Origin of the sequence: Gordonia rhizosphera NBRC 16068, assembly GCF_000298195.1 — a bacterium.
GTDB lineage: Bacteria > Actinomycetota > Actinomycetes > Mycobacteriales > Mycobacteriaceae > Gordonia > Gordonia rhizosphera.
In genome coordinates this window covers 84,623-109,904 of record NZ_BAHC01000213.1, presented here as the reverse complement: position 1 = coordinate 109,904, position 25,282 = coordinate 84,623, and the positions used below count along the sequence as shown (strand labels likewise).

Sequence of the window (25,282 nt, the reverse complement as noted above, 5' to 3'; positions counted from 1 at the left end):
CGCTCACCGACGGCGCTCGTGGCGCCGCTAGGCTTGCGAACCGCGACCGACGAGCGCGCCCGCTCCCAGCTCCAGCAGTTCGGCGGCGAGATCCTTGCCGAGTTGCTCCGCACGTTCGACCGGTCCCACCACCGAGGCTCGGATCGTGTCCGAACCGTCCTCGGCCGCCGCCACCGCACGCAGTGACAGCTCGGCGAAGATCCGCCCGTCGTCGTCGATCGACTCGACCACCTCGGCGATCGCGCCGACCGGTGCGGTGCACCCGGCCTCCAGGGCCGCGAGCACCGAGCGCTCGGCGTCGATTGACGCACGTGTGGACTCATCGTCCAACTCGGCGAGTATTCTCACCAGTTCGGCATCGTCGGAGCGGCACTCCACGGCCAAGGCCCCCTGAGCCGGCGCCGGTAACAGCACCACCGGATCGAATGCCTCGGTGACGGCATCGGTCCTGCCGATGCGTACCAGACCGGCCCTGGCGACCACGACTGCGTCGAGTTCACCGCTGGCGACTTTGCCCAACCGAGAATCAAGGTTGCCTCGTAGGGGGCGGATTTCCAAACCGAGACCCAATGCTCTAAGCTGTGCCGCCCGTCGCGGGGCCGACGTCCCGACCGTCGACCCCGGCGGAAGCTCACCGAGGACCATGTTACCCCTGCTGACCAGGGCATCTCTGGGATCTTCGCGGGGCGGAACGGCCGCGATGACCAGCCCCGACTCGGGTGCGGTCGGCAGATCCTTGTAGGAGTGCACCGCGACGTCGACCTCGCGGTTGTGCAGCGCCGTACGGATGGCGGTGGTGAACACCCCGACACCGATCTCGGCGACCGGTTTGGCCGAGGCGTCGCCCTCGGTGCGGATGATGACGAGTTCGGCGGGATGGCCGGCCTTGGTCAGCGCGTCGGCGATGGTCTGCGCCTGCGTGGTCGCCAGAAGCGACCCGCGGGTACCGATCCGGATCATGTCGTTCCCGGTGCCCGTCACTGCTCGGCGCGGGTCGGCTCGGAACGATTCGACCCGGTGTCGAGTCCGCTGGTCTCGGGCGCCGACACCGACTCGGCGGCGCCGGGCTTGAGCTCGAACAGCTCACGCAGCGCCTCGGCGTAGTGGTCGCCGTTGGGGGTCGACGCGAGCTGTTTGACCCGGACCGTCGGGGCGTGCAGCAGCTTGTCGACGACGCGGCGGACGGTCTTGGCGACCTCCTCGCGCTGCGGGTCGTCGAGGTCGGGCAGCCGGGTCTCGAGACGCAGGATCTCCGCCTCGACGACGTCGGCGGCGCGCTGCCGCAGGGCGGCGACGGTCGGGGTGACCTCGGCCTGGCGCTGATGGGTGAGGTAGTCGGCGAGCTCGGCCGCGACGATGGACCGTGCGGCGTTGGCGTCGTTCTCGGCGGCCTGGGTCTCGGAGTCCCCGCGCAGTCCCTCGATGTCGACGACGTGCACCTTCGGCAGCCGACCCGCGGCGGGGTCGACGTTGCGGGGCAGGCCGAGATCGCAGATGACCAGTGGTTTGGCCGTTTCACGGGCGGCCAGCGCGGAGTGGACCTCGCCCACCCCGACGACGACGCCGACCGACCCGGTGCACGTGACGACGACGTCGGCGGCGGCCATCACCTCGGGTAGCTCGTCGAAACCCGCGCCGCGCACCGAGATGCCGTGGGTGGCCGCGACGTTCCCGGCGAGGTGCTCGGCGTTGGCGACGGTCCGGTTGACGACGACGAGTTCGCGGACACCTTCGCGGGCGAGTTGCGCGGTCGCGAGGCCGCCCATCGCACCGGCGCCGACGACGACCGCCGACGTCATCGACGCGTCTGTGTGTGCCGACGACAGCAGCGACTGGGCGCGATGCAGCGCCACGGACACGACCGACGCGCCGGCACGGTCGATCCCGGTCTCGGTGTGCACTCGCTTGCCGACGCGCAGCGCCTGCTGCGCGAGTTCGTGCAGCACGCGGCCGGCGGAACGGTTGCTGTCGGCGTTGAGGTAGGCGTTGCGGATCTGGCCGAGGATCTGCTGCTCGCCGACGACGAGCGAGTCGAGTCCGGCGGCCACGGTGAACAGATGCTCGACGGCGGCCTCGGAGTAACGCACGTAGGCGTGGCGGGTGATCTCGTTGATGGTCATCTCGGAGTGTTCGCCGAGCACGTCACCCACGGCCTCGAGGGCGGGGTGGAAGGCGTCGACGACGGCGTAGATCTCCACTCGATTGCAGGTCGAGACGAGCATCGCCTCGGAGATCGCCCGCGACGACAGCAGTTTGTCGATGAGCTTGGGCCGATCGTGGTCGGATACCGTCAACCGTTCGAGCACCTCGACCGGTGCACTTCGGTGCGAGACCCCGAACAACAAAACACTCACGCCGTCACCATTTCCTCACCCGTCGCCGACCGTCGTCGGCTCCCCTCGCGGGTTCTCAAGTTCCACGCTCACGCGCCCGCCGACTGCCCGGCCGAGGCCGTCGTGACACGCGGACGCGAGGCGTTGAACGCCAACACCTGTAGTTCCAAGGCTAGATCAACCTGTCGCACGACGACATCGGACTCCGTGTTCAGTGTTCGGGGCGTGATGTTCAGCAGCTGCCGGACCCCGGCCTCGACGAAGGCGTCGCAGGCGGTCTGGGCGTCGGAATCGTCGGTCGCGATCACCCCGACGTCGATGGCCCCGGCACCGTGACCAGCACAGACGTCGGCGATGGCGGACAGCGGCGCGATCGCCGGTCCGCCCGGTTCGATGGTGGTGTCGATCAGGTCGGGGTCGGCGTCGAACATCGCGGCGACCCGGAAACCCCGCCCGTGTCCAGTGTGTGCGAGCAGCGCCCGTCCGAGGTGCCCGGCACCGGCCAGCGCGACGGTGTGGACGCTGTCGGTGTGCAGGACCATCGCCAGCCGGGCCGTCAGCCGTCCCACGTCGTAGCCGACGCCGCGGACACCCTGCGCACCCACGTGCGAGAGGTCCTTGCGCAGGATCGCCGGGTTGACCCCGGCGGCCGTCGCGAGCTGTCCGCTGGAGGCGACCAGAATGCCGCGGTCGGTGAACGAGTGCAGGATGTGCAGGTACATGGCCAACCGGGTGACAGCGGGTTCGGGGATGTCCGTCGCACTGCCACTCACCCTCGCGTCACCTTCTTCCACCACCGGCGCGGAACCCTCCGCGACCGCATCTCCTCCGCACCCTTGGGGCCCCAGCGTATACCCGGTGTGAACTTGTTCACACCACCCCTACCCATGCATGGGACTCACCCTTGCCGGGCCGCGAGATCGGCGCGCAGGCGCGTACCGTCGACCTCCCAGTAGCTGTGCTCCTCGCCGTCGAGCAGCACGACCGGCAGCCGGTCGCCGTACTCGACTCGCAGGTCCGGTTCGCCTTCCGAGGCGGCACGATCCACGTCGACCTCGTCGAACTCGAGCCCGAAATCCGCGCAGATCGCGGCCAGTTCGTCGTGGGCGGTGGCGCACAGAGAGCACCCCTCGCGCGTGAGCAACGTCAGCATGTCACCTCCGGTCGTCGACGCCACCGCGGCGGTCGCGTCACCGCCTCAGTGTGTCACTGCTCGCACTGTGCTCCGACTACGCTGGTGCGTGGTTAGGCTTGGCATCCGGCACGGATGAATCCGGTACGGATCGAAACCTCTGGGAGGTGACCGGTGGACGAAGCGTCGGGCGACGCGGACCACACCGAATCGGCGCGCGGCCCTGCGGACGACGCGGGTGGCCCAGCCGACGCGGCTACCGCGGACACCACCGGTGCCGCGGACACCACCGGTGACGCGAACGCCGTCGGTGAGGTGAACGCCGAGGACTGGGAGCGGCATGCCGACACCGTCGACCCGGGCGGTGCCGGTGCCGACGATCTCGACGAGCACGAGTCACATGAGGACGAGGACGAGGACGCCTCGCGGGTCGCGATGTGGATCTCCGAACGCGCCCGCGCCACCAGCGGCCGGTTCCGCCAGACCGCCCAGGAACTGCGGCAGTCGCTGGCCGGCGAGGCCAGTGCGCGGGTCGCGGTCGACACGCTGCGTGCCCGCCCGCCCATCGACGAGATCCCCGACCAGGCCCCGCGCGACCTGACCGCCGCCGCCTTCTTCGACGTCGACAACACCCTGGTGCAGGGCGCGTCGATCATCCATTTCGCACGCGGTCTGGCCGCGCACAAGTACTTCTCCTACGGCGACATCCTCGACTTCGCGTGGACCCAGGCGAAGTTCCGGATCACCGGCAAAGAGAACGCCGAGGATGTCGCGGAGGGCCGCGAGAAGGCGCTCTCGTTCATCGCGGGACGCCGGACCTCGGAGTTGATCGAACTCGGTGAGGAGATCTACGACGAGTACATCGCCGAGAAGATCTGGCCGGGCACAAGGGCTCTGGCGCAGCGCCATCTCGACGCCGGGCAGCAGGTGTGGCTGGTCACGGCGACCCCGGTGGAACTCGCGCAGACCATTGCCAACCGCCTCGGCCTGACCGGCGCGCTCGGTACCGTCGCGGAGAGCGTGGACGGGGTGTTCACCGGCCGCCTCGTCGGCGACATCCTGCATGGCCCCGGCAAGGCGCACGCGGTGCGGGCCCTGGCCATCCGTGAGGGCCTGAATCTGAAGCGGTGCACGGCGTATTCGGACTCCCACAACGACGTGCCGATGCTCTCGCTGGTCGGCACCGCCGTGGCGATCAACCCCGACGCGGATCTGCGGGACGTGGCCAAGGTGCGCGGTTGGGAGATGTACGACTTCCGGACCGCCCGCAAGGCGGCGAAGTACGGGGCAGGTACCGCACTGGCGCTCGGGGCGGCCGGAGCCGGCGCCGCGACGGCGACGCGCCTGATCCGCAACCATCGGGGCTGAAACGGGCCACCGAGCGGGTCCGCAAAACTACGCGTCAGGTCGTCGCCGAGACCACTGTGTCGATGACGGCCCGGTGAGGTGAGGTCTTCAGGGGAGGCCGGGTCCTCTGGGTCCGGCGCGGTCAGAGCGTGGCGATGTCGGAGGTCGGGTCGATGAGCACCTTGGCATGGCGCTCGGCGGAGGCCAGCGCGTCGAACGCGTGCCGCACCCCGTCGAGCCCGACGGTCCCGGTGATCATCGGACCAGGGTCCACCTTGCCATCGGCGATCATGTGCAGAGTGTCCCGGAATTCGCCTGGGTCATAAGCAAACACGAACCGCAGCTCGATCTCCTTGTTGAGCGCCATGGCAGGCCGGAAGGTGTCCGGCTGCATGCAGACGCCCACCACGACGACACGCGACCGGAACGGCGCGTGCGAGACGATGTCCTCGATGATGCCCGGGACGCCGACACACTCGAAGACCACCGGACCGGTGGGCGCGGCACCCAGACGCTCGGCCGCCCGCAACACCGTCCACCACGGCACCCCGGGGATACGCCGCAGGTCGTGCATCGCACCTAACGCGGCCCCGAGGAGATCACCGGCCTGCGTGATGTATTTCCGCCGTTCCACGCACGCATCCCACGGCGACTCCGTCGCGGGATCGACGACGACGTCGGCGCCGCAACGCCACGCCAGTTCACGTCGGCCGGCCGAGGGGTCACTGGCCACCACCGACCGCACTCCGGTGGCCTTGAGCATCAGGATCACGGCGAGGCCGATCGGTCCGCACCCGATCACGACTGCGACGTCCCGTTTGCCGACCTCGCCCCGACGCACGGCGTGGTGTGCCACGGCCAGCGGTTCGGTCAGCGCCGCGTGGGCGGCCGGAACCCCGTCGGGCACCGGCATCGTGAGATCCTCGGCGACCAGCATGAGATCCGCGAACGCCCCGGGCGCATGGACGGAGAGACCGGTGAGGTGCGCGTCGTCGCCGTGTTTGATCATCGGCAGCGACACCACCGAGGTGCCCGCTGTCCAGCGCCGGCGGCAGCCGGGTCCGTAGGAGACGACGTCGCCGGTGAACTCGTGGCCCATGATCACCGACTCGGACGACCGCATGAACGCGTCGTAGCCGACCTCGGCGGACACGGCGGCGGCTTCGTCGCCGTGGAAGCGCGCGTGGAGGTCGGACCCGCAGATGCCTGCACGGATGACGCGGATGAGGACCTGTCCCCGGCCCGGAACCGGGGCCGGGAGGTCGACGACCTCGAGTTCACCCCCATGGCAGGCGACAGCCTTCACACCCATTCCCCCTTCGCACGCCCACGGCAACCGGAGGGCCCGGCCGCGGAACCGTCAGCCGAGGTAGACGCTACCGCGACGGCTCAGCATCCGGAACAGCGTCTGCTGGATCTCCTCACGGACGTGATCGGTGAGGTCGAACACGACCATCGGGTCATCGGCGGACGCCTCGTCGTAGGAACCGGTCTCGATGGGCCGGCCGAAGTGGATGTGCCATTTCGACGGCAGCGGGAGCAAGCCGAGCGGGCCGAACCACGGGAACAGCGGAGTGATCGGAAAGTACGGCAGTCCAAGGATTTTCGCGAGTGGTTTGAGATCGGCAAGCATCGGATAGATCTCTTCGGAGCCGACGATGGACACCGGGATGATGGGTGCGGCGTTGCGCAGCGCGGTGGTGACGAATCCGCCGCGGCCGAAGCGCTGTAGTTTGTAGCGGTCCTTGTACAGCTTGCCGACACCCTTGTAGCCCTCCGGCCACACCGCGGTCAGTTCACCCGCGCGCAGCAGCCGGTCCGCATCATTTGTGCAGGCGAGGGTGGCGCCGACCCGGCGGGCCACCTCTCCGACACCGGGGGTGTCGAAGGCCATGTCGGCGGCCAGCAACCGTAGATAGCGCTTGGTCGGATGATTGTCGCGCACGGCCAGTGACGTGATCATCGCGTCCACCGGGATCGTCCCGGCGTGATTGGCGACCAGCAACGCCCCGCCCTCGAGCGGGAGGTTCTCGATCCCGGTGACCTCGACCCGGAACCACTTGTCGTAGATCTGACGCACGGCCGGGAAAAACACGGACTCGGTGAAGTGCGGGTCGAAGCCGAACTCGTCGACCTCGTACTCACCGGTCATCCGCTCGCGGATGAAGCCCGCCGTCGCGGTCAGCGAATCGGCGACCGCGCCCCGGATCCCCGAGAGCGAGAACAGCGGGCTCGACCGGTTCGGGCCGAGGTGTTCCACACCGAGCGACTCCGACAGACGGATGTCGTCGCTGATCGGCGTCACCGGCGCAGGCGGACGGCCGAAACCGTCGGTGTTGGGGTGGCCGAGCTGCCCACTGGTACCCGACTTTCCTTGTCCACCAACACTTTTAGCAGCACCACCGGTGGCTGCTGGTTGCTGACTGGGATGACGGCCCCTGCCCTGGTCGCGTGTCGCGCGCCGGTTTCCGGGTGCCTCGACACTTCCCGAAGGGCTCGCATACAGCTGGATCACCTTCGCGGTTCGCGCGTCGGTTGCGCCGCCACCTGCCAAACTTCTCACCCCTGCGTCTGAAGAAAATTGGTTCTGGTCGACTCCACCACGGCCACGTTGGCGCTCGACCATCATGCTACTCGCGGATCGGGAGTGGGTCCCCGACCAAGTCTAAAGGTTGCAACAGCGTTGCGCACTCCAGTGCGTCAAGTCTCTCATCGAGATGTTCGCACCGTTCACGACCCTGAATTTCATTGCGGATTTCGATGCGGATTTCACTGCAGTTGATGGGCCGCCGAGACGACACGACGCTCGAGCGATCGCCAAGAATCCGGTTCGATGACCGGGCCCGAACGTCCGCGCGCGATGAAGTCGTCGACGGTCTCGGTCGTCGAAAACCGTGGCGCGAAGCCGAGTTCCGAGCGCATCCGAGTGGTGTCGAGCACCCTGCCGTAGGTGAGGTAGTCGGTCTGACTCGACCGCAACTTCGCCGACCGCAGGTCCTGGAAGACACCGGTGATCGGCGCCAGCAGCCCCGAGGGCACCGGCAATTCGATATGCCCGATTCGTCGGATCGCCTGAGTCAGGGTGATCACCCCGTCGCCGGAGATGTTGAAGGTCCCCGGCTTTCCGCCCAGCGTGACGTGCTCCATGGCCGCCAGGGCGTCCTCCTCGTGGAGAAACTGCAGCCGCGGCTGATAGCCGATGACGGTCGGGACGAGAGGCAGCGAGAGGTAGGAGCCCATCCGGGTGTTGATCCGCGGGCCGAGGATGGCCTGCGGGCGGACGATGGTGACGTCGATGTCCTGGCGTCGGCGTGCGAGCCCACGGACATAGCCCTCGATGTCGAGCAGGTCGCGTCCGTAGCCGCGTTTGGGTTCGCGACGGGCCGGCGTCTCCTCGGAGAAGTGCGACGGGTCGTGCGAACTCGCGCCGTAGACCATGGCCGTCGACCGGAGGATCAGTCGTTTGACCGACGGACTGCGCTGGCAGGCCGCGCACACCTGCATCGCTCCGACGACGTTGAACTCCTTGATCGCCGCGGAATGCGGTGCCGTCTCCATGATCGAGGTGGCGGCGTGCACGACCGTGTCGACCTCGTAGCTCGCGATGGCCTTTGCTATGGCCGGGCGGCGGATGTCGATCCGCAGGAACTCCGCCCGCCCCATCCGGCGCATCAGATCCTTACGCGGCAGCCGGGAGTCGACGGCGATTACGCGTTCGATCGCCGGATTGGCCGCCAGGCGCGCGACGAGGTAGCCGCCGAGGAAGGTCGACGCACCCGTGACCAACACGGAACGCGGCGTCTGGATCTCGTCTGACATGACCACCAGGCTAGCCGGGTGATCACGGGTTCGCCGGGTCAGGTGTCCCACTTCATCTGGCCACAGCCGGCGTCAAACACGAAGAACCCGCACAAGGCGGGTTCTTCGATGCTATGTGTCCCGTCGGGCCGGGAACGGCGCGGGAGACTATTTACCGAGTTTGCGGCGCTGCACCCGGGTCCGCCGCAGCAGCTTGCGGTGCTTCTTCTTCGACATGCGCTTGCGGCGCTTCTTGATCACTGAACCCATCGGGGCGCTTCCTCACACTTGACTCTGGTTGCCGGCCGGTTGCCGACGGTTGTCCGACAGTTGTCGCTGACAGCCGCTGTTCTCCGCACGGAGTGGCACGGAACATCGGCACGCGATCATCAACAGTACCGCCCGGTGTCGCGCAGACGAAAATCAGGTCATAGATACGCACCTCCCCCGGGCGGGTGCACTCCGTGGAGTGCGCCACCCGGGGGAGCTGAATCATCGGCGCGAGCGAACGATGTCAGCCCACGTCGAAGTACGAGGTTTCCAGGTAGTCGTGGACCGCCTTGGAATGCACCCGGAATGAACGGCCCACGCGCACGGCCGGCAGTTCTCCGCTGTGCACGAGTCGGTACACCGTCATCTTCGATACACGCATCATCGATGCGACCTCCGCGACCGTGAGGAACTGCGAACCCGAGGCCGCATTTCCCACCGCCGGAGTCCTGTCACCAGGCTTTTCAGGTGCCATGAATTACTCATACCTCCGGAGCACGCGTCGCGGCCGCCGGCTTCCCCTCCGGCGGACATCAGACACGCACGTGCTTAAAGGAGCTTAACGTGGCAGATGTGAAAAAAGCGACGTGAGTTGTGTGGATTTTGGCCCTTTTTCGACCCGAACCCCAACATACAGGGGTTTTTCGGGCGGGCACCCCAAAATCATGGGGTCTCGAGGTCGCTGCGGCCGCCCGTAGCGGCACCTAAACCCTCAAGGTCGGGTCGATGCCCAGCCTTGGCGCTGGCGGCTGCGCAGGCCCGAGTGGCCTGGTAGACACCGTGCCGGAAGCCGTTGGCCTCGAACTCCCGGATCGCGGCGGCGGTGGTGCCACCGGGCGAGGTGACAGCGGCTCGCAGGTCGACCGGCGAGAGTCCCGACTCGCTGAGCAACAGCCCCGCACCCTTGATCGTCTGCACCACCAACTCGCTGGCCTGCACCCGGGTCAGGCCGAGCGCGACCCCGGCGTCGATCATCGACTCGGCGAGCAGGAAGACGTAGGCGGGCCCGGACCCTGACAGCGCGGTCACCGCGTCCATCTGCTTCTCCGGGACGACGGCCACCTTGCCGACCGATTCGAGCAGCCGCACCACCGCGGCGAGCTGGTCGTCGCCGACGTAGCGTCCGGTGGCGACCGCCGACATGGCCTCGTTGACGAGCATCGGCGTGTTGGGCATGACCCGGATGACCGGCGAACCCGCCTGTAAGGCGTTCTCGTAGCGCTGGATGGGAAGGCCGGCCACCAGGGTCACGATGACGCGTTCCGACTCGGCATTGTCTTCGGCCCGCGCGATCTCGCGCAGCACACCGTCGACGTCCTCGGGCTTGATGGCGAGGAACACGTACTGGGCGCCCTCGGCCGCCGACACCACGTCGGTGACCAGGATTCCGTAGTCCTCGGCGATCTCGGTGGCCCGGTTCTCCATCTTCTCGGCGACGACGAGGTCCTTGGTGGGCTTGCCGGACTGGATCAGCCCGGCCAGCAGTGCTTCACCGATCTTTCCGCCACCGACGATGGCGATGCGTTCGGTCACGAGTGGTTGCCTTCCTCACTGGGTGTTGCGGCACTGGGTGTTGCGGCAGGGGTGCGCTGCGGTATCAGGGCGAGTTGTCGCGACTGGGCGACGACCGTCCCCGTCGAGTCCACCACGAGGTGGTCCTCCTCGAACATGCCGGGTCCGACCTCGATGCTGGTCGCGGCGAAACGCAGCCAGCCGGGCGCCGGGTGGCGGCGCACGTACGTGGTCAGCTGCACGGTCGGCGCCCACCCGTACAGGGCCAGGTTCATCACCACCGGCGGGGAGATGTCGCAGACCAGGACCGCGAAGTCGATGTCGGGTACGGCGCCCTTCGGCCGCGCCCAGCCGCGCACGACCGGATCGCCAATCTCACCGCGGACCGCCGGGAGGGTGTCGGCGTCGAGCACGAGATCGAGTGCGGGCCCGAGGTGGTTGAACGCCGCGATGGGCGAGTCGTCGAGGGCCAGGCCGGTCGGCGGCGGCTCCGGGTCGGTGTTCCACAGCACGCTCGGCGCCGAATGATGCGGGGCGCCGGTGTCGGGTCGCGCGCAGGTGACCGACGACGACACCGTCGTACGGCCGTTCTGGACGGCGTCGACGGTCAGGACCGTGACGGTGCGGCCGCGTTTGCGCAGCGTCACCTCGAAGTCGACCTCGGCGGCGTCGGGTGCGGCGAGGAAGTCACTGGAGATGGCGACCGGGATCTGCCCGTCGACGATCCCGGGGTTACCGCCGTCGGTGGCCGGCTCGACGAGGTCACGCAGCGCGAGGCGCGCCGCATGCGCAACCACCATCTGCAGGCTTCCGCCGTGCACCTTCGGGCCGATGGTGAACACGGGGTCGATGGTGCCCCGGTAGGTGATCCGATCCGGCCCGGGCCGTTGCGCCACGGTCAGGGTCAAGACCTCGGCCAGCTTCTGACTCATCATCCTGCTCTCGTCGTCGGGGCCCGGCGGCACCCGCCATCGTCGTCAGGACGGGATGTGACCGGCGTGCTCGGGCCGCAGCTCTCGCTTGAGGTGCTGCCGGGCAAAATCTAGCGAACGGGCCAGCAGTGCGCCGCGCTCGGGCTTGGTGCGTGCCGAGCTGGTGGTGACCTCGAGCACAACCGCCCCGTCGAAGTCGCTGGCCGCGAGTCGCCGGCAGACCTCGGCACACGGCTGACCCCCGTCGCCGGGCAGTAGATGTTCGTCGGTGGCGGCACCGTCGCCGTCGGCGAGGTGCAGGTGGGTCAGACCGCCGGCCATCCGCTCGAACATGGCCAACGCGTCGACACCGGCCGTCGCGGTGTGCGAGAGGTCGAGGGTGTAGTTCGCGTACCCGTCGTCGGTCGGGTCGATCGACTTGCCGAAGGCCGACATCCCCGGGCCCGGACCACCACGGTCACGCAGCCGCTGGGCCGACCGGTCCCCCGCACCGAAGAGCCGGTCGGCGCGCATCGGGAACATGTTCTCCACCGCGATCGCCACACCGCTGTCGTCCTCGAGTTCACCGACGATGTCGTCGAAGGCCGCCACGTAGTAGCGCTGCCAGCGGAACGGCGGATGGACGACCACCGTCGCCGCGCCGAGGTCCTCCGCCGCGCGCACCGCCCGCGCCAGCTTGACCACGGGATCGCGGCCCCAGACACGCTGGGAGATCAGCAGACACGGCGCGTGAACGGACAGCACCGGAACCTGGTACCGCTCCGAGAGGTATTCGACGTGTCCGATGTCCTGGCTGACCGGTTCGCCCCACACCATGAGCTCGACGCCGTCGTAACCGAGTTCGGCGGCGTAGGCGAAGGCGGCCTCGGTGTTCTGCGGATAGACCGATGCCGTGGACAAACCGATCGGGATGTCGCGCACCTCAGGTCGCCAACAGGACCAGCGGACCGATGGTCACGATCAGACCGACCCCGAGCGCGAGGAGCGTCGTGGTGAGGTCTGTGGTGCGCCGAACAAGATGGGTGAACGTGACGATGCCGAAGATGACCAGCACGGCCAGCACCAGGGCGAAGTAGACGTTCCACTTCCACAGCTCGGTGAAGCCCCAGAACAATCCGACGCCGACGGCGAGTCCGGCCAGCGACTGCCCGATGATCATCAGCCACGCGAGGAGCGGCGACATCTCGTGGTCGTGTGCGCCCTCGGCCTCCGTGGCCTCGGCTTCGGAACGCCCGGCTGCGGCGCTTTCGGCTGGGGTGCTTTCGGCTGGCGTGCTTTCGGCTTCCGCGCTTTCGGCTTCCGCGCTCGGCGCTGCGGTGTCCACGGCCGCGGTGTCCACGGCTGCGGTGACCGCCTCCGTCACCGCGCCCTCGTCGGTGTCGGGGGCGGGTTCGGCACTCGCCTCGACCTCTGGGCCCTCTGCAACCTTCGACTCCGCCGGTCGGGTCTCGGCGGTCTCGGCGGTCTGGGCTTCCACGGTCTCGGTGTCGGCCACGTCGGCGCCGACGGCCTCGGGCCGGGCCTGCGCAGCCTCGGCCTCGGCGGCCTCGGTCTCGGGTGCCGCACCTTCGGTTTCCGCGGCCTCCACCTCGGTGGTCACCGTCTCCACCGTTGGTTCGGCCTCGGTCTCCGCGGCTTCGGATTCCGGCGCCTCGGTCTCGGCCGACCTGGACTTGACGGCGGACTCGACGGCTGTGTCGGCGAGAGAAGTGTCGGCGACGGAAGTGACGGAGGTCGAGGCATCGGTAGTGGCGGATTCGCTCGGGGTCGCGGCGATCTCCGTCGTGCCGGGCTCGGCCGACTCGTCGTGTGCGGTGGTACGTGCTGCGGCCGCGGCCGATGCGGCGATCGCGGCGCCGGTTGCCGCGGCGACACCCGCGCCGGGCCCCTGATCCTGGTCGGCACGCAGCGCGGCCTCTTGTCGTTCGCGTTCGCGCCGGCGCGCGGCCTCCGGTCGGGCTGAGCGATCGGCAGACTTCTTCTTGCGCCACCCGAACAACCCACGACGAGGCGCCGGCTCGGTCTCCTCCTCGACGTCGGTGAACGCGCGGTAGGCCGCGAAGTCCTGCACCTCCTCGGTGGACCCGTCGGCGCGGAAACTCAGTTCGGGCCGGTCGTCGGTGGGCGGCGTGAGATCCACACCCACGACGTCGTCGGGTTCCACCACGACGAGGTCCTCGTGTCCCTCGACGACGGGGATGGTGCCGGTCACCGCAGAGGCGTTGGCCACGTCGGCAGCGGTTTCGTCGGCGGTGTCGGCGGTCTCGATCTCATCCGCGGTCGCCTCGTCCGCGCGAGTCCGGGTAACGGGGGCACGGAAGTCCCGGGTGGACGGAGCCGAGAACCACGGCATCCCGCTCGCGGTCACACGGCCGGACGGTTCGGGGCGCTCGGTCGCCGGCTCGGTCGCACCCTGCTCGACCTCGGTGGTCTCGGCGACGGGGGCCTCGTCGGCTGCGATTTCGGTGGACCCGGACTCGGCCTCCACGGCCCGGGCTTCGACGGAGCCCGTCTCGACGGCCGGGGTCTCGACAGCCGGGGTTTCGACAGCCTCGGTCTCGACAGCCTCGGTCTCGACAGCCTCGGTCTCGACAGCCTCGGTCTCGACAGCCGGGGTTTCGACAGCCTCGGTCTCGACAGCCGGGGTTTCGGCACGCGGCCGCGGCGTCGTCGGGTCGGGTTGTGCGGCGGGCACGTCGTCGGCATACCGGCGCGCGACCGGGCGCTCGGACAGCGGGAACGACCCGGTGTCGATGCGCGGGATCTCGCCGGTCAGTTCCGACACCGACACCGAACCCTCGCGCCCGACGCGTCTGCGGCCACGGCCCTCGCGTGAGCGCCGCGCCTCCGGGGCGGCCTCGCCCTCCCCACGACTGCGCGCCAACAGCTCCGACACCGAGATCGGTCGGGACTGCGGGGCGTCCTGGTCCGATTCGCTAGCCATACAGTGCGCTCTCCGTCCTCGCGGTCAATCCGCCCCTCTCGGGGCATCCTCGTTTGTGCGTCCGGGGTGTCCTGCACGGCCGTCGATCGACCTGGTCATCCAAACCATTCGGTCATCCAACGACGTGGCCGGCGCCCCCCGTTCCGACACCGTTCTCCGCGGTCTGCGGGGGCTCCGCGTCGAGTCGACGCAGGATGACCCCTTCACGCAGTGCCCATGGACAGATCTCAAGTGTATCGACCGACAGCGCCCGCATCGCCGCCTCGGCCACAAGTGCGCCGGCCACCAGCTGTCCGGCACGGTCGGCGCTGACCCCCTCGAGTTCGGCCCGGTCGTCACGGGTCATCCGGGAGATGAACGAGATCAGCTGACGCAGCCCGCTCGCGGTGAGCCGCCGCTGCACGCGCGGACCGGCATTCGACGGGGCGGCACCGGTCAGGCGGGCCAGGCTACGGAAGGTCTTGGACGTGCCCACCGCCAGATCCGGTTTACCCGGGTCGGTGAGCTCCTTGGCCGACGGGCGGAGCTCGGCGTCGAGCCAGTCCCGCAGCACGGACACCCGACGACGGTCCGGCGGGTCGCCGGGCAACCACTCGCGGGTCAGCCGGCCCGCACCCAGCGGCAGCGACAGCGCGACGTCGGGCTCCTCGTCGACACCGTTGGACATCTCCAGCGACCCACCGCCGATATCGAGGGCCAGGATGCGCCCGGCGCTCCAGCCGTACCACCGGCGTACCGCCAGCGAGGTGAGCCGCGCCTCGTCGGGACCCGACAGCACCTCCACCGCCACACCCGTCTTGTGCGCGACGTCGGCGAGGACCTCGTCGCTGTTGACGGCGTCGCGGACCGCCGAGGTGGCGAACGCCATCACCTGCTCACACCCCGACGACGACGCGATGTGGGTGAACTCGTCGATGGACTCGACGAGCTTGCGGGCGGCCCGATCCGAGAGCCGGCCGTCGTCGTCGATCTGCTCGGCGAGCCGCAGGACCGATTTGGTGGAACTCATGGGGGATGGGTGGCCGCCTCGATGGGCGTCGACCACCAGCAGGTGGACCGTGTTGCTGCCCACGTCGAGCACTCCTAGACGCACGGTCTCCAACAATAGTGCGTCGGCTCGTCGTCGCGGCAACCGGTCATGCCGCTACCGTTGGCATGTGGCCCGCACCAAAGCATCGAAGCGCATGAAGCCAGCGCCCGAGGTCGATCTGGATTTCCCCCGCGAATGGTTCGAGTTCGTCGACCCCGACAACCCCGAACACGTCATCGCCGCGGACCTGACCTGGCTGCTCTCCCATTGGACGTGCGTCTTCGGGACGCCGGCGTGTCAGGGGATCATCGAGGGCCGTGAGGACGACGGCTGCTGCAGCCACGGCGCCTACCTGTCCGACAAGGACGACCGCAAGCGGCTGGCCAAGGCGATGGCCATGCTCACCGAGGACGACTGGGAGTTCCACAAGAAGGGAACCGGCAAGGATCCCTTGGGGCCGCGCGGGTACCTCGAGGAGAGCGACCTCGACAACGAGCCCGCACTCAAGACCCGAAAGCACAAGGGCGCGTGCATCTTCCTGAATCGACCGGGTTTCGCCGGGGGTGTCGGGTGCGCCCTGCACTCGATGGCGTTGCGCCGCGGCATCGAGCCGCTGACCGTCAAACCCGACGTGTGCTGGCAACTCCCGATCCGGCGCGAACAGGAATGGGTGACCCGTCCCGACGGCACCGAGGTGCTCCGGACCACCATCACCGAGTACGACCGCCGCGGTTGGGGCGAGGGCGGACACGACCTCAAGTGGTACTGCTCGGGGTCGCCGGATGCCCATGTCGGCGCCACACAGGTGTGGCAGTCCTATGAGCCCGAACTGATCGAACTGCTCGGACAGGCCGCCTACAACGAACTCGCGGCGGCCTGCCGACGCCGAAACGGGTTGGGGCTCATCGCCGTTCACCCCGCGACCACAGCCGCCACGAATCGTCGGGAAACCGACATCAAGTACGAACTGATCGAGGACGACGAGGCCTGAGGGACGGGGCGCTGCAGTCAGGGCTCGAACTTGTAGCCCAGACCGCGCACCGTCACCAGATGCTTCGGGTTACCCGGGTCGGGTTCGACCTTGGACCGCAGCCGTTTGACGTGCACGTCGAGGGTCTTGGTATCCCCGACATAGTCGGCGCCCCAGACACGATCGATCAGCTGTCCGCGGGTGAGCACCCGGCCGGCGTTGCGGAGCAGATACTCGAGGAGGTCGAACTCCTTGAGCGGCAAGGTGATCGCATCCCCGTTCACCGCGACGGTGTGACGCTCGACGTCCATCCGGACCGGGCCCTCCTCGAGGACACCGATGGACAGTTCCTCGTCGCCGACCTCGCCGCCGCGGCGCAGAACGGCACGAATGCGCGCGATCAGTTCGCGGGCGGAGTAGGGCTTGGTCACGTAGTCGTCGGCGCCGAGTTCGAGCCCGACGACCTTGTCGATCTCACTGTCGCGTGCGGTCACCATGATCACCGGGACGCTCGACCGTGCGCGCAGCGCCTTGCAGATCTCGGTCCCCGACATGCCGGGCAGCATCAAATCGAGTAGGACGATGTCGGGGCTGACCCGGTCGAAGGTCGGCAGGGCCTGGGCGCCGTCGTTGACCACACTGGCCTCGAAACCCTCCTTGCGGAGCAGGAAGGCCAAGGGGTCGGCCAGGGATTCCTCGTCCTCGACGATGAGTACGTGCGTCACCGAATAGATTCCTTTGGTTGATTCGGACGATCCGATGCCGGTGCGGTCAACGGATCGCTGTCACTGTCGGCCGGCTCGATCTCGGGGGTCAGATCCCGCGGGATGCACAGGGTGAACGTCGAGCCGGTACCGGGCTTGCTCCACAGGCCGATCGAACCGCCGTGGTTGGCGGCGACGTGTTTGACGATGGCCAGTCCGAGGCCGGTGCCCCCGGTCAGCCGCGAGCGGGCCTTGTCGACCCGGAAGAACCGTTCGAAGACGCGTTCCTGGTCGTCGGCCGCGATGCCGATGCCGCGGTCGGTGACGGCCATGGCCACCATGTGGCGCCCGTCGTCGGCGACCGTGACCCGGCGGCTGATCGAAACCGTCGTCTTGGCCGGCGAGTAGGCGATCGCGTTGACCACCAGATTGGACAGTGCGGTCATCAGCAGCACGCGGTCGCCGCGCACCACGAGACCGGACGGCGTGTCCATCTGCAAGGTGATCCCGGCCGCCTCGGCACTGACCGTCGCGGTGTCGATGGCGCCGGAGATGAGTTCGTCGATCTCGACGGTCTCGAACACCGCCGTCTCGCCGCCCTGCAGCCGCGACAGCGCGATGAGCTCGTTGACCATCTTGCCCATGCGGTCGGCCTCGGTCAGCACGCGGTGACCGAAGTACTCGACCGACTGCTGGTCGTCGGAGGATTCCAGGAGCGCCTCGGTCAGCAGCCCGATGGCCCCGACGGGCGTCTTGAGTTCGTGCGACACGTTGGCCACGAAGTCGCGGCGAGTGGCCTCCACCCGGCTGTGCTCGGTGTCGTCGGAGCCGTAGACGACCGCGTAGCGCTCGTCGTCGTGGGCGACGAGCCGGACGAGGCAGCGCACCGATTCGACGCTCGGCGCCGCGGCACGACCGGTGGACATGAACCCGAGCGCGGTCGGTTCCGGACTGAACTCGAAGCGGGTCTCGGCTTCGGTGTCGAGGACCTCCTTGGCCGCATCCCACACGGCGTCGGCCAGGAGATGATCGCGCACCATGCCCAGTTCGGTGGCCCGCTCGTTGTAGAGCACGACGTCGCGGAACCGGTCGACGACGGCGACGCCGGTCTCGCTGTTGCGGATGATGAGGCTGAGCAGGCCGGCCTTGGTCATTCGCCCGTCGTCGGTCGTCACCGCGACGTCGCCGGCACGCAGCTCGGCGGTCGTGGCCACGGCCCGCGGTTTGCGCGCCGGACCCGCCGCGGCGTCATGCTCAGGGACGGGAAGGGATGTCGATGCGCCTGACGTCGGCGCCATCACGATGTCCGTGGAGAACGGACCGGTCTCGGGAACCGGAAGTGCCGCCGGGGAACTCACACGCCGGAGGATTCTCTCCCGGTCATGCCAGCCGAGTCCCAGGAGTGCCCCACAGACCGCTGCAAGCGCGATCGCCGCGACTACCAATGCAACGGTCACGGGGCCAAGCTTACGGCGCGCCAAACACCTCTCGCACTTTCGTTGCGAAAGTTACACAGCCGTTCACACGTTGTTCGTCCCGGCGGACCCAACCCACCCGCGCACGTGCTACCACCGACCGCCATGGGCCCGCGTCCACCGCGCTCACATCACGGGGCCGACGTCACTGGGCGGGCGTCACGAGGCCGGCGTCACTGGGGTACGGGGACCGCCATGTCGGCGTATTCCGGGTGCTGCGCGATGAACGACTGCACGTACGAGCAGACCGGGACGACCTGCTTGCCGGATGGCCGGATGTCGTCGAGCACGGCGCGCACGAGTTGCGCCGCATAGCCGTGACCACTGTATTGCTCGTGGACAACAGTGTGGGTCAGTACCACCTGATAGGGCTCCGCGACGTAGTCCAGATACCCGACGACCCGGTCATCGGCCGGCCAATCGCTGGATGTATCAGAATTCAAAATCGCCTCGTACCGCTCCTGCGCAGGGGAATGATCGATCCGCAGAGGCCCGACGTTCACCATGGCATCCAATGTAGCGCGGGTCACACCAGACGACCATGATGTTTTGATTACAGGTGCGGATTCACTTCTGCCCCTGGGCCGCGACCGCTGCCGCGCCGGCGGCCGCCGCCTCCGGATCGAGGTAGGTACCACCCGGATTCAGCGGCTTGAGGTCATCGTCGAGGTCGTAGCGCAACGGGTTACCCGTGGGGATGTTGAGCGCGGCGATGTCGGCGTCGGAGATGTCGTCGAGGTATTTCACCAGCGCGCGCAGCGAGTTGCCGTGCGCGGCGATGAGGACCGTCTTGCCGGCTTTGATGTCGGCGGCGATGGTCTCGGTGAAGTAGGGGATCATCCGCGCGACCACGTCCTTGAGGCATTCGGTCAGCGGCACCTGATCCAGATCGGCATAGCGCGGATCGTTGGTCTGGCTGTATTCGGCGTCGGGCTCGATGGGTGGGGGCGGCGTGTCGTAGCTGCGGCGCCACAGCATGAACTGCTCCTGGCCGTACTTCTCGAGCGTGTCTGCCTTGTTCAGCCCCTGCAGCGCCCCGTAGTGGCGTTCGTTGAGACGCCAGTCGCGCTTGACGGGGATCCAATGCCGGTCGGCCTTGTCCAGGGCGATCTGCGCGGTCTGGATCGCGCGACGCAGCACCGAGGTGTAGAGGATGTCGGGGAGCAGGTCGTGCTCGACGAGGAGTTCCCCCGCACGCACGGCCTCGGCCTCGCCCTTCTCGGTGAGCGCCACATCGACCCAGCCGGTGAACTGGTTGGACGCATTCCATTCGCTCTCGCCGTGACGCATCAGAATGAGGGTGCCGTTGCTCATGGGTGTCAGTTTGTCACAGTCGATCCGCGTCTGCCGGAACCCGCGAGAGGCCGACCAGAATGCGGCGATCCTCGCGACGGGTTTACCTTCGCACCATGACCGTCGAGGCCGACAACGGCGCCCGGGAACCCGAACTCAAACGCGTTCTCGGGCCGAAGCTGCTGCTGCTCTTCGTCGTCGGCGACATCCTGGGCACCGGCATCTACGCGCTCACCGGCCAGGTGGCCGGCGAAAGCGGCGGCGCCGCGTGGCTGCCGTTCCTGATCGCGTTCGCCGTCGCGACCCTCACCGCGTTCTCCTACCTGGAACTGGTCACCAAATACCCGCAGGCGGCCGGAGCCGCGCTGTACGTGCACAAGGCGTTCGGCATGCACTTCGTCACCTTCATCGTGTTGTTCGCGGTGATGAGTTCGGGCATCACGTCGGCGACGACGGCGTCGCGGGCGTTCGCGGTGAACATGCTCACCGCGTTCGGCGGAGGCGAGAGCCCCGACGCCACCGATCCGGCCCTGCTGCTGGGTGCCGTCGCGTTCCTACTCGTCGTGATGGCCATCAACTTCCGCGGCGTCGCCGAGGGGGTCGGCACGAACGTGGTGCTCACCCTCGTCGAACTGTCCGGCCTGTTGATGGTGATCTTCATCGGCTACTGGTTCATCGCCGGCGGGAACGCGACCCATTGGGACGCGGTGATCGCCTTCGAGACCCCCGGCGAGAAGAACGCCTTCGTCGCGGTCACGGCGGCGACGGCGCTGGCCTTCTTCGCGCTCGTCGGATTCGAGGACTCGGTCAACATGGCCGAGGAGTGCAAAGATCCGGTGCGGATCTTCCCGAGGGTGATGCTGGGCGGACTGGGGATCACCGCGGTGATCTACGTGCTGATCTCGATCGCCGCGGTGGCGATCGTGCCCGTCGGGGTTCTCGCCGAGAGCGAGACGCCCCTCGTCGACGTCGTACAGACTGCCGCCCCCGATTTCCCGATGGCCGATCTGCTGCCGTGGATCTCGATGTTCGCGGTCGCCAACACGGCGCTGATCAACATGATGATGGCCAGTCGGCTGCTGTACGGCATGGCGAAACAGGGTGTGCTGCCTCCGTTTCTGGCGTACGTGCATCCGGATCGCCGCACCCCGGTGGTGGCGATCGGTGTCACCACCGCAATCGCGCTGGGCCTGCTCGTCTACGTCAGCGAGGACCCGGAGAGCTCGATCGTCGGCCTGCTCGGCGGTACGACGGCACTACTCCTGGTCGCGGTGTTCACCGTGGTGAACATCTCGGTCCTGGTGTTACGCCGGAAACCTGTGGAACACAATCACTTTCGCACGTCTATACCGGTCGCCTTGCTGGGTGCGGTCACCTGCGGTTACCTGACCCTGCCGGTGACCGGACGCGACGCCGAACAATACGTGATCGCGGGCGGGCTGCTGGTGCTCGGCGTGGTCCTGTGGGCAGTCACCTACTGGTATCGCCGACGACACGTCGGCGAGAGTCACCTCGAGGACCTGGGTTGATCGCCTCGTCGTTCCGACTCATTCCGGATCGATCGGACCGGATGCGTCGTCGGCCCGCTCGCCGAGGGACTGCAGCGATCCACGCTTCTCTCCCGGCAGCGGTTCACCCGGCTCGGGCAGCGAGTCCTTGTCGATGAGGTGTTCGAAGGCGAGCAGGTTTCGTAGGGATTCCCCGCGCGAGACCCGCCACGCCCACTCCCGCCGGATCGAGGTCGCGAACCCGATCTCGAGGAGGGTGTTGAAGTCACCGTCGGCGGCCTCGAGGACCTGGCCGAGCACCCGGTCGAGTTCGTCGGCGCTCAGCGCGTCCCCGGAGATGCGGCCCACCAGGTAGATGTCGCCGATGTTGTCGATGGTGTAGGCGACGCCGTAGAGCCGGCGGTTGCGTTTGAGCAGAAAACGGTAAACGCCCTCGACATTCTCGTCGGGACGTCGGCACACGAACGCCTCGAGGCGCACCCCGTGCGGGCCGGCGGTGAGCAGCACGGTGGTCTTGAGTTTGCGCTCGCCGGGCAGTTCGAGCACGAGGTGATCGGCTTGGGCGCCCCCGGAGTCCTTGCGGCCGAAAGGAATCTCCCGTTCGGTCAGGGAGGTCTCGAGAAGGTCGACGATCTGGGCCTGGTTCACGTGCTCATCCTTGTCCGGCGGGGACCCTGGTCCGGTGCCGGCGCCACGGGCGCGCGCTCCGGCGCACCGACGCGGCGGCGATGGAACCCGGGTTGCGAGCCGCGAACGAGGTCATGGCGTCCGAGTAGCACGCCAGCAACCGGCTCGCGGAGTGCTCCCAGGAGAACTGTTCGGCATGGTTGCGGGCGTTGCCGGCGAGCGCGGCCAGTCGGCCCGGCGTCGCGAGCAGACCGTCGAGGGCCGCGGTCCAGTCCTCGACGTCGTGCCCATCCACGAGCACACCGGAGTGGCCGTCGGCCACGGCGACGCTCAGCCCGCCCACATCGGCCGCCACCACCGGAGTCCCGCACGCCTGGGCCTCGATGGCGACCAGGCCGAAGCTCTCGGAGTAGCTGGGCACCGCCACCACATCCGAGGCCCGGTAGACCTGGGCGAGGCGGTCCGACGGCTGCGGCGGGAGGAAGGTCACCGCGTCGGAGATCCCGAGTTCGGCGGTGAGGTCGATCAGCGCGGTCGGCTGCGCCAGGCCCGTTCCCGACGGCCCGCCGACGACGAGGACGCGCACCTTACGGCCCTGCGTCCGGGACCGTTCGATGATGGGGGCCGCTGCGCTCAACAAGACGTCGGGGGCCTTGAGCGGCTGGATACGGCCGACGAAGGTGAGCACGATCTCGTCGTCGGCGAGTCCGAGTTCGGCCCGCGCGAGGCTGCGCGACCCCGGCGAGTAGATCTCGAGGTCGGCCCCTGGGTTGACCACGTCGATCAGCGAGCGATCCGCGTTGTACATCGAGACCAGCTCGTAGGCCTCGGTCTCGGTGTTCACCACCATGCGGTCGGATTCGTCGACGACCTGCTGCTCCCCGATCACCCGCAGCATCGGTTCGGCGGTGTCACCCTTGGCCAGGAATGCGTTCTTCACCGCGGCGAGCGTGTGGGCGGTGTGTACGAGCGGCACACCCCAGCGGTCCCGCGCGAGCCAACCGACCTGTCCCGACAGCCAGTAATGGGAGTGGATCAGGTCGTAGTAGCCCGGTTTGTGCATCGCCTCGACGCGCAGAACACCCGAGGTGAAGGCACACAACTGGGCCGGGAGGTCGCGCTTGTCGAGTCCCTCGAACGGGCCGGCGACGACGTTGCGGACCGTCACTCCGGGCGCCGCGGGCACGACCGGGGCATCCGCCGACGATGTCGCGCGCGTGAAGATCTCCACCTCCACCCCGCGTCGTGCCAGCCGCGTCGCGGTCTGCCACACGTACACGTTCATGCCCCCGGCGTCCCCGGTGCCCGGCTGAGCCAACGGTGACGTGTGCACGGAGATGAGTGCGACGCGCCGCGGCATCGGTGGACTGATCATCCCTCCACCTTAGAGAAGCTAACCGTCTGCGCTCGCCGCACCCTTCGTCACCAGCGTCGACCGCACCTCGGCGACACCCCACGAGCGCCACGAAGGGGGTTGACACTTGTCCAATAGTGTCTCAGCATCAATACATGAGAGCCAATGTGTCCTCGGACGCGCAGTTCGAACTGCCGTCGGGACCCACCTGGGCCGATCCGTATCCGATGTATGCCGCGTTGCGGGAGCGCTCTCCGGTTCACCACGTGGACGATCCGGCCGGTGATTACTGGGTGCTCACCCGGCACGCCGACGTGCTCGCGGCCGCCGATGACGCGCGGACGTACTCGTCCGCGGATGGCCTCACGGTGACCTCCGGCGAGCTCGAGGCGATCGGTATGGCCGACAATCCGCCGATGGTGATGCAGGACCCGCCGGCGCACACGGAGTTCCGCAAGCTGGTGGCGCGTGGCTTCACCCCGCGTCAGGTCGTCGAGATCGAGCCGACGGTGCGTGCGTTCGTGCGCGAGCGTCTCGATCGGCTGACCGTCGACGGCCCGTTCGACATCGTCGGCGAATTGTTCAAACCCCTGCCGAGTATGGTCGTCGCCCACTATCTCGGTGTGCCCGAGCAGGATCGGGCGCGATTCGACGGGTGGACGCAGGCCATCGTCGGCGCCGCGTCGGGGCCGCGCGGACCGGCCGGTGCGGCGGAGTCGGCCGGTGCGGCGACGATGGAGATGCTCGGCTACTTCACCGAGCTGATCGCGTTCCGCAAGGAGCATCCGGCACAGGACACGGTGTCGCGGCTCGTCGCGGCCGGCCTGGCCGACGACCCCTCCGACACCCGCGGGCTGTTGTCGATCCTCGCGTTCACCTTCACCATGGTGGCCGGCGGCAACGACACGACCACCGGCATGCTCGGCGGTGGCGTTGCCCTGCTGCATCGATTTCCCGATCAACGTCGCCGCCTCGTCGATGACCCGGGATTGATCGCCGGGGCCGTCGACGAGTTGTTACGCCTCACCTCGCCGGTTCAGGGCCTCGCCCGCACCACCACCCGCGATGTCGTCTACACCGACGTTCCCGGCGGCCCGGTCATCATCCCGGCCGGCCGCAAGGTCCTGCTCTGCTATGCCTCGGCGAATCGCGATCGCGCCGTCTTCGGCCCCGACGCCGACGACCTCGTCGTCACCCGCAGACCGCGCAACATCATGACGTTCGGCCACGGCCATCACCACTGCCTCGGCTCGGCGGCCGCACGGATGCAGGCACGCGTCGCGCTGACCGAACTGCTCGCCCGGCATCCCGAGTTCACTGTCGACGTCGGGGGCATCGAGTGGGCCGACGGCAACTACGTCCGACGACCCACCTATGTCCCGTTCTGCATCTGAGACGGCGGCCACGCCGACATCGGAGTCCGCGCCGTCGACGGACTGGCTGGCGGCCGACCGCGCCGAACTGGCCGCCGGACGCATCCTCGACGTCGCCGAGCGACTGTTCGTCGAACACGGGGTCGCCGCGGTCACCATGCGCGGCCTCGCCGACGCCGTGGGCTGTTCGCGCGCCACGCTCTACCGGTACTTCCCGGGCAAGGCCGAGGTGCTCGCGGCATATGTCGATCGGTCGGCGACCGAGCTCGGCACCGTCATCGCCGCGGCCACCCGCCACGAACCCCGGTCACCCCAACGGCTGATCGCGGCGGTCACCACTGCGGTGGCCGGAGTCCGGTCGAATCCGGCGCTGTCGGCATGGTTCGTCTCCGACACCGCCGGTCAGTCCGCGCGCCTGGCCCTGCTCTCCCCGGCGATCGAGAAAATCACCGTCGAACTCGTCCGTGACCTGTCCCCGTCCGCCGACCCCGCCGATCTGCGCGCGCGGGCGCGGTGGCTGGTAAGGGTGATCGTGTCGATGCTGACCAGCCCCGGCGCGTCGGAGGCCGAGGAGCGCGAGATGCTCGAGCGCTTCGTGGTGCCCGTCGTCCTCGGTGGTCCCTGAGATTCGGGCGGACGTGCGGCCGATTTCAACCCATCGTCGCGGTCCCCTACACTGT

General features: G+C 68.3%; 25 protein-coding genes. 5 read left to right on the top strand and 20 right to left on the bottom strand.

Annotated features, from left to right (window positions below):
- Window positions 1-27: 27 nt before the first annotated feature.
- The 4 genes from hemC to GORHZ_RS26010 form a co-directional block, all read right to left on the bottom strand.
- Window positions 28-960, bottom strand: coding sequence for a hydroxymethylbilane synthase (gene hemC / locus GORHZ_RS26025; RefSeq protein WP_040533576.1), 933 nt, complete (start codon window positions 958-960; stop codon window positions 28-30).
- A gap of 17 nt (window positions 961-977) precedes the next feature.
- A complete protein-coding gene (locus tag GORHZ_RS26020; RefSeq protein ID WP_006338396.1) occupies window positions 978-2,354 on the bottom strand; it encodes a glutamyl-tRNA reductase in 1,377 nt (458 codons plus the stop codon).
- 68 nt (window positions 2,355-2,422) lie between these two features.
- Complete coding sequence (locus tag GORHZ_RS26015; RefSeq protein WP_051999081.1) at window positions 2,423-3,055, bottom strand: redox-sensing transcriptional repressor Rex; 633 nt, start codon at window positions 3,053-3,055, stop codon at window positions 2,423-2,425.
- 176 nt (window positions 3,056-3,231) lie between these two features.
- Window positions 3,232-3,486 (bottom strand): glutaredoxin family protein, encoded by a 255-nt coding sequence (locus GORHZ_RS26010; protein ID WP_006338394.1) that lies wholly within the window; start codon window positions 3,484-3,486, stop codon window positions 3,232-3,234.
- A gap of 294 nt (window positions 3,487-3,780) precedes the next feature.
- Here GORHZ_RS26010 and GORHZ_RS26005 point away from each other — a divergent pair, with 294 nt between their 5' ends.
- Complete coding sequence (locus GORHZ_RS26005) at window positions 3,781-4,833, top strand: HAD family hydrolase (RefSeq protein WP_051999087.1); 1,053 nt, start codon at window positions 3,781-3,783, stop codon at window positions 4,831-4,833.
- Between the two features lie 121 nt (window positions 4,834-4,954).
- Here GORHZ_RS26005 and GORHZ_RS26000 read toward each other — a convergent pair whose 3' ends face one another.
- The 10 genes from GORHZ_RS26000 to GORHZ_RS25960 form a co-directional block, all read right to left on the bottom strand.
- On the bottom strand, window positions 4,955-6,118 hold the full coding sequence (locus tag GORHZ_RS26000) for a zinc-binding dehydrogenase (RefSeq protein WP_040533574.1): 1,164 nt from the start codon (window positions 6,116-6,118) through the stop codon (window positions 4,955-4,957).
- A 54-nt stretch (window positions 6,119-6,172) separates the two neighbouring features.
- Window positions 6,173-7,375 (bottom strand): lysophospholipid acyltransferase family protein, encoded by a 1,203-nt coding sequence (locus GORHZ_RS25995; RefSeq protein ID WP_245551514.1) that lies wholly within the window; start codon window positions 7,373-7,375, stop codon window positions 6,173-6,175.
- Between the two features lie 206 nt (window positions 7,376-7,581).
- The gene (locus tag GORHZ_RS25990) at window positions 7,582-8,631 is read right to left on the bottom strand and encodes an NAD-dependent epimerase/dehydratase family protein (protein ID WP_006338389.1); all 1,050 of its coding nucleotides are present in this window, start codon (window positions 8,629-8,631) and stop codon (window positions 7,582-7,584) included.
- Between the two features lie 147 nt (window positions 8,632-8,778).
- Window positions 8,779-8,880 (bottom strand): 30S ribosomal protein bS22, encoded by a 102-nt coding sequence (locus GORHZ_RS30400; protein ID WP_003402602.1) that lies wholly within the window; start codon window positions 8,878-8,880, stop codon window positions 8,779-8,781.
- 244 nt (window positions 8,881-9,124) lie between these two features.
- A complete protein-coding gene (locus tag GORHZ_RS25985) occupies window positions 9,125-9,355 on the bottom strand; it encodes a helix-turn-helix domain-containing protein (RefSeq protein WP_040533524.1) in 231 nt (76 codons plus the stop codon).
- Between the two features lie 188 nt (window positions 9,356-9,543).
- Window positions 9,544-10,413 carry a pyrroline-5-carboxylate reductase gene (gene proC / locus GORHZ_RS25980; protein WP_006338387.1) on the bottom strand — a complete coding sequence of 290 codons (870 nt, stop codon included), beginning with the start codon at window positions 10,411-10,413 and terminating at the stop codon, window positions 9,544-9,546.
- Entirely contained in the window at window positions 10,410-11,324 is a 915-nt protein-coding gene (locus GORHZ_RS25975; RefSeq protein ID WP_051999086.1) for a thioesterase family protein, read from the bottom strand. Before GORHZ_RS25975 ends, proC begins: the two co-directional genes overlap by 4 nt.
- A 45-nt stretch (window positions 11,325-11,369) precedes the next feature.
- The gene (locus GORHZ_RS25970; protein WP_006338385.1) at window positions 11,370-12,245 is read right to left on the bottom strand and encodes a sugar phosphate isomerase/epimerase family protein; all 876 of its coding nucleotides are present in this window, start codon (window positions 12,243-12,245) and stop codon (window positions 11,370-11,372) included.
- A gap of 1 nt (window position 12,246) precedes the next feature.
- Entirely contained in the window at window positions 12,247-14,268 is a 2,022-nt protein-coding gene (locus GORHZ_RS29755) for an Rv0497 family membrane protein (protein WP_006338384.1), read from the bottom strand.
- 112 nt (window positions 14,269-14,380) lie between these two features.
- Window positions 14,381-15,361, bottom strand: coding sequence for a Ppx/GppA family phosphatase (locus GORHZ_RS25960; RefSeq protein WP_174347267.1), 981 nt, complete (start codon window positions 15,359-15,361; stop codon window positions 14,381-14,383).
- 91 nt (window positions 15,362-15,452) lie between these two features.
- Between GORHZ_RS25960 and GORHZ_RS25955 the strand changes: the two genes are divergently transcribed.
- Window positions 15,453-16,289 (top strand): DUF3109 family protein, encoded by an 837-nt coding sequence (locus tag GORHZ_RS25955; RefSeq protein ID WP_006338382.1) that lies wholly within the window; start codon window positions 15,453-15,455, stop codon window positions 16,287-16,289.
- Between the two features lie 17 nt (window positions 16,290-16,306).
- On the opposite strand, the gene GORHZ_RS25950 is transcribed toward GORHZ_RS25955, so the two are convergent.
- From GORHZ_RS25950 to GORHZ_RS25935, 4 genes are all read right to left on the bottom strand, one after another.
- Entirely contained in the window at window positions 16,307-16,993 is a 687-nt protein-coding gene (locus tag GORHZ_RS25950; RefSeq protein WP_006338381.1) for a response regulator, read from the bottom strand.
- Window positions 16,990-18,429, bottom strand: coding sequence for a sensor histidine kinase (locus GORHZ_RS25945; RefSeq protein WP_040533522.1), 1,440 nt, complete (start codon window positions 18,427-18,429; stop codon window positions 16,990-16,992). The genes GORHZ_RS25950 and GORHZ_RS25945 overlap by 4 nt, the downstream gene beginning before the upstream one ends.
- Before the next feature lie 191 nt (window positions 18,430-18,620).
- Window positions 18,621-18,953, bottom strand: a complete 333-nt coding sequence (locus GORHZ_RS25940) for a GNAT family N-acetyltransferase (protein WP_006338379.1) — start codon at window positions 18,951-18,953, stop codon at window positions 18,621-18,623.
- A 61-nt stretch (window positions 18,954-19,014) separates the two neighbouring features.
- Window positions 19,015-19,761 carry a phosphoglyceromutase gene (locus GORHZ_RS25935; RefSeq protein ID WP_006338378.1) on the bottom strand — a complete coding sequence of 249 codons (747 nt, stop codon included), beginning with the start codon at window positions 19,759-19,761 and terminating at the stop codon, window positions 19,015-19,017.
- Window positions 19,762-19,856: 95 nt separating this feature from the next.
- On the opposite strand from GORHZ_RS25935, the gene GORHZ_RS25930 reads away from it, so the two are divergent.
- Window positions 19,857-21,269 carry an APC family permease gene (locus tag GORHZ_RS25930; RefSeq protein ID WP_006338377.1) on the top strand — a complete coding sequence of 471 codons (1,413 nt, stop codon included), beginning with the start codon at window positions 19,857-19,859 and terminating at the stop codon, window positions 21,267-21,269.
- Window positions 21,270-21,287: 18 nt separating this feature from the next.
- On the opposite strand, the gene GORHZ_RS25925 is transcribed toward GORHZ_RS25930, so the two are convergent.
- Complete coding sequence (locus GORHZ_RS25925; RefSeq protein ID WP_006338376.1) at window positions 21,288-21,896, bottom strand: type III secretion system chaperone family protein; 609 nt, start codon at window positions 21,894-21,896, stop codon at window positions 21,288-21,290.
- A gap of 4 nt (window positions 21,897-21,900) precedes the next feature.
- Complete coding sequence (gene mshA / locus GORHZ_RS25920; RefSeq protein ID WP_006338375.1) at window positions 21,901-23,250, bottom strand: D-inositol-3-phosphate glycosyltransferase; 1,350 nt, start codon at window positions 23,248-23,250, stop codon at window positions 21,901-21,903.
- Between the two features lie 134 nt (window positions 23,251-23,384).
- Here mshA and GORHZ_RS25915 point away from each other — a divergent pair, with 134 nt between their 5' ends.
- Both GORHZ_RS25915 and GORHZ_RS25910 read left to right on the top strand, forming a co-directional pair.
- Window positions 23,385-24,623, top strand: a complete 1,239-nt coding sequence (locus tag GORHZ_RS25915) for a cytochrome P450 (RefSeq protein ID WP_040533520.1) — start codon at window positions 23,385-23,387, stop codon at window positions 24,621-24,623.
- Window positions 24,604-25,227: a TetR/AcrR family transcriptional regulator gene (locus tag GORHZ_RS25910; protein WP_006338373.1), complete on the top strand. Its 624-nt coding sequence runs from the start codon at window positions 24,604-24,606 to the stop codon at window positions 25,225-25,227. The genes GORHZ_RS25915 and GORHZ_RS25910 overlap by 20 nt, the downstream gene beginning before the upstream one ends.
- Window positions 25,228-25,282 lie beyond the last annotated feature (55 nt).

Coding starts and splice junctions, on each gene's coding strand:
- GORHZ_RS26015 (WP_051999081.1), bottom strand. CDS start 3,055: ATGTACCTGCACATCCTGCACTCGTTCACCGACCGCGGCATTCTGGTC.
- GORHZ_RS25935 (WP_006338378.1), bottom strand. CDS start 19,761: ATGAGCAACGGCACCCTCATTCTGATGCGTCACGGCGAGAGCGAATGG.
- GORHZ_RS25910 (WP_006338373.1), top strand. CDS start 24,604: ATGTCCCGTTCTGCATCTGAGACGGCGGCCACGCCGACATCGGAGTCC.
- GORHZ_RS30400 (WP_003402602.1), bottom strand. CDS start 8,880: ATGGGTTCAGTGATCAAGAAGCGCCGCAAGCGCATGTCGAAGAAGAAG.
- mshA (WP_006338375.1), bottom strand. CDS start 23,250: ATGATCAGTCCACCGATGCCGCGGCGCGTCGCACTCATCTCCGTGCAC.
- GORHZ_RS25940 (WP_006338379.1), bottom strand. CDS start 18,953: ATGGTGAACGTCGGGCCTCTGCGGATCGATCATTCCCCTGCGCAGGAG.
- GORHZ_RS25975 (WP_051999086.1), bottom strand. CDS start 11,324: ATGAGTCAGAAGCTGGCCGAGGTCTTGACCCTGACCGTGGCGCAACGG.
- GORHZ_RS26010 (WP_006338394.1), bottom strand. CDS start 3,486: ATGCTGACGTTGCTCACGCGCGAGGGGTGCTCTCTGTGCGCCACCGCC.
- GORHZ_RS25955 (WP_006338382.1), top strand. CDS start 15,453: ATGAAGCCAGCGCCCGAGGTCGATCTGGATTTCCCCCGCGAATGGTTC.
- hemC (WP_040533576.1), bottom strand. CDS start 960: ATGATCCGGATCGGTACCCGCGGGTCGCTTCTGGCGACCACGCAGGCG.
- GORHZ_RS29755 (WP_006338384.1), bottom strand. CDS start 14,268: ATGGCTAGCGAATCGGACCAGGACGCCCCGCAGTCCCGACCGATCTCG.
- GORHZ_RS25985 (WP_040533524.1), bottom strand. CDS start 9,355: ATGGCACCTGAAAAGCCTGGTGACAGGACTCCGGCGGTGGGAAATGCG.
- GORHZ_RS25990 (WP_006338389.1), bottom strand. CDS start 8,631: ATGTCAGACGAGATCCAGACGCCGCGTTCCGTGTTGGTCACGGGTGCG.
- GORHZ_RS25930 (WP_006338377.1), top strand. CDS start 19,857: ATGACCGTCGAGGCCGACAACGGCGCCCGGGAACCCGAACTCAAACGC.
- GORHZ_RS25915 (WP_040533520.1), top strand. CDS start 23,385: ATGAGAGCCAATGTGTCCTCGGACGCGCAGTTCGAACTGCCGTCGGGA.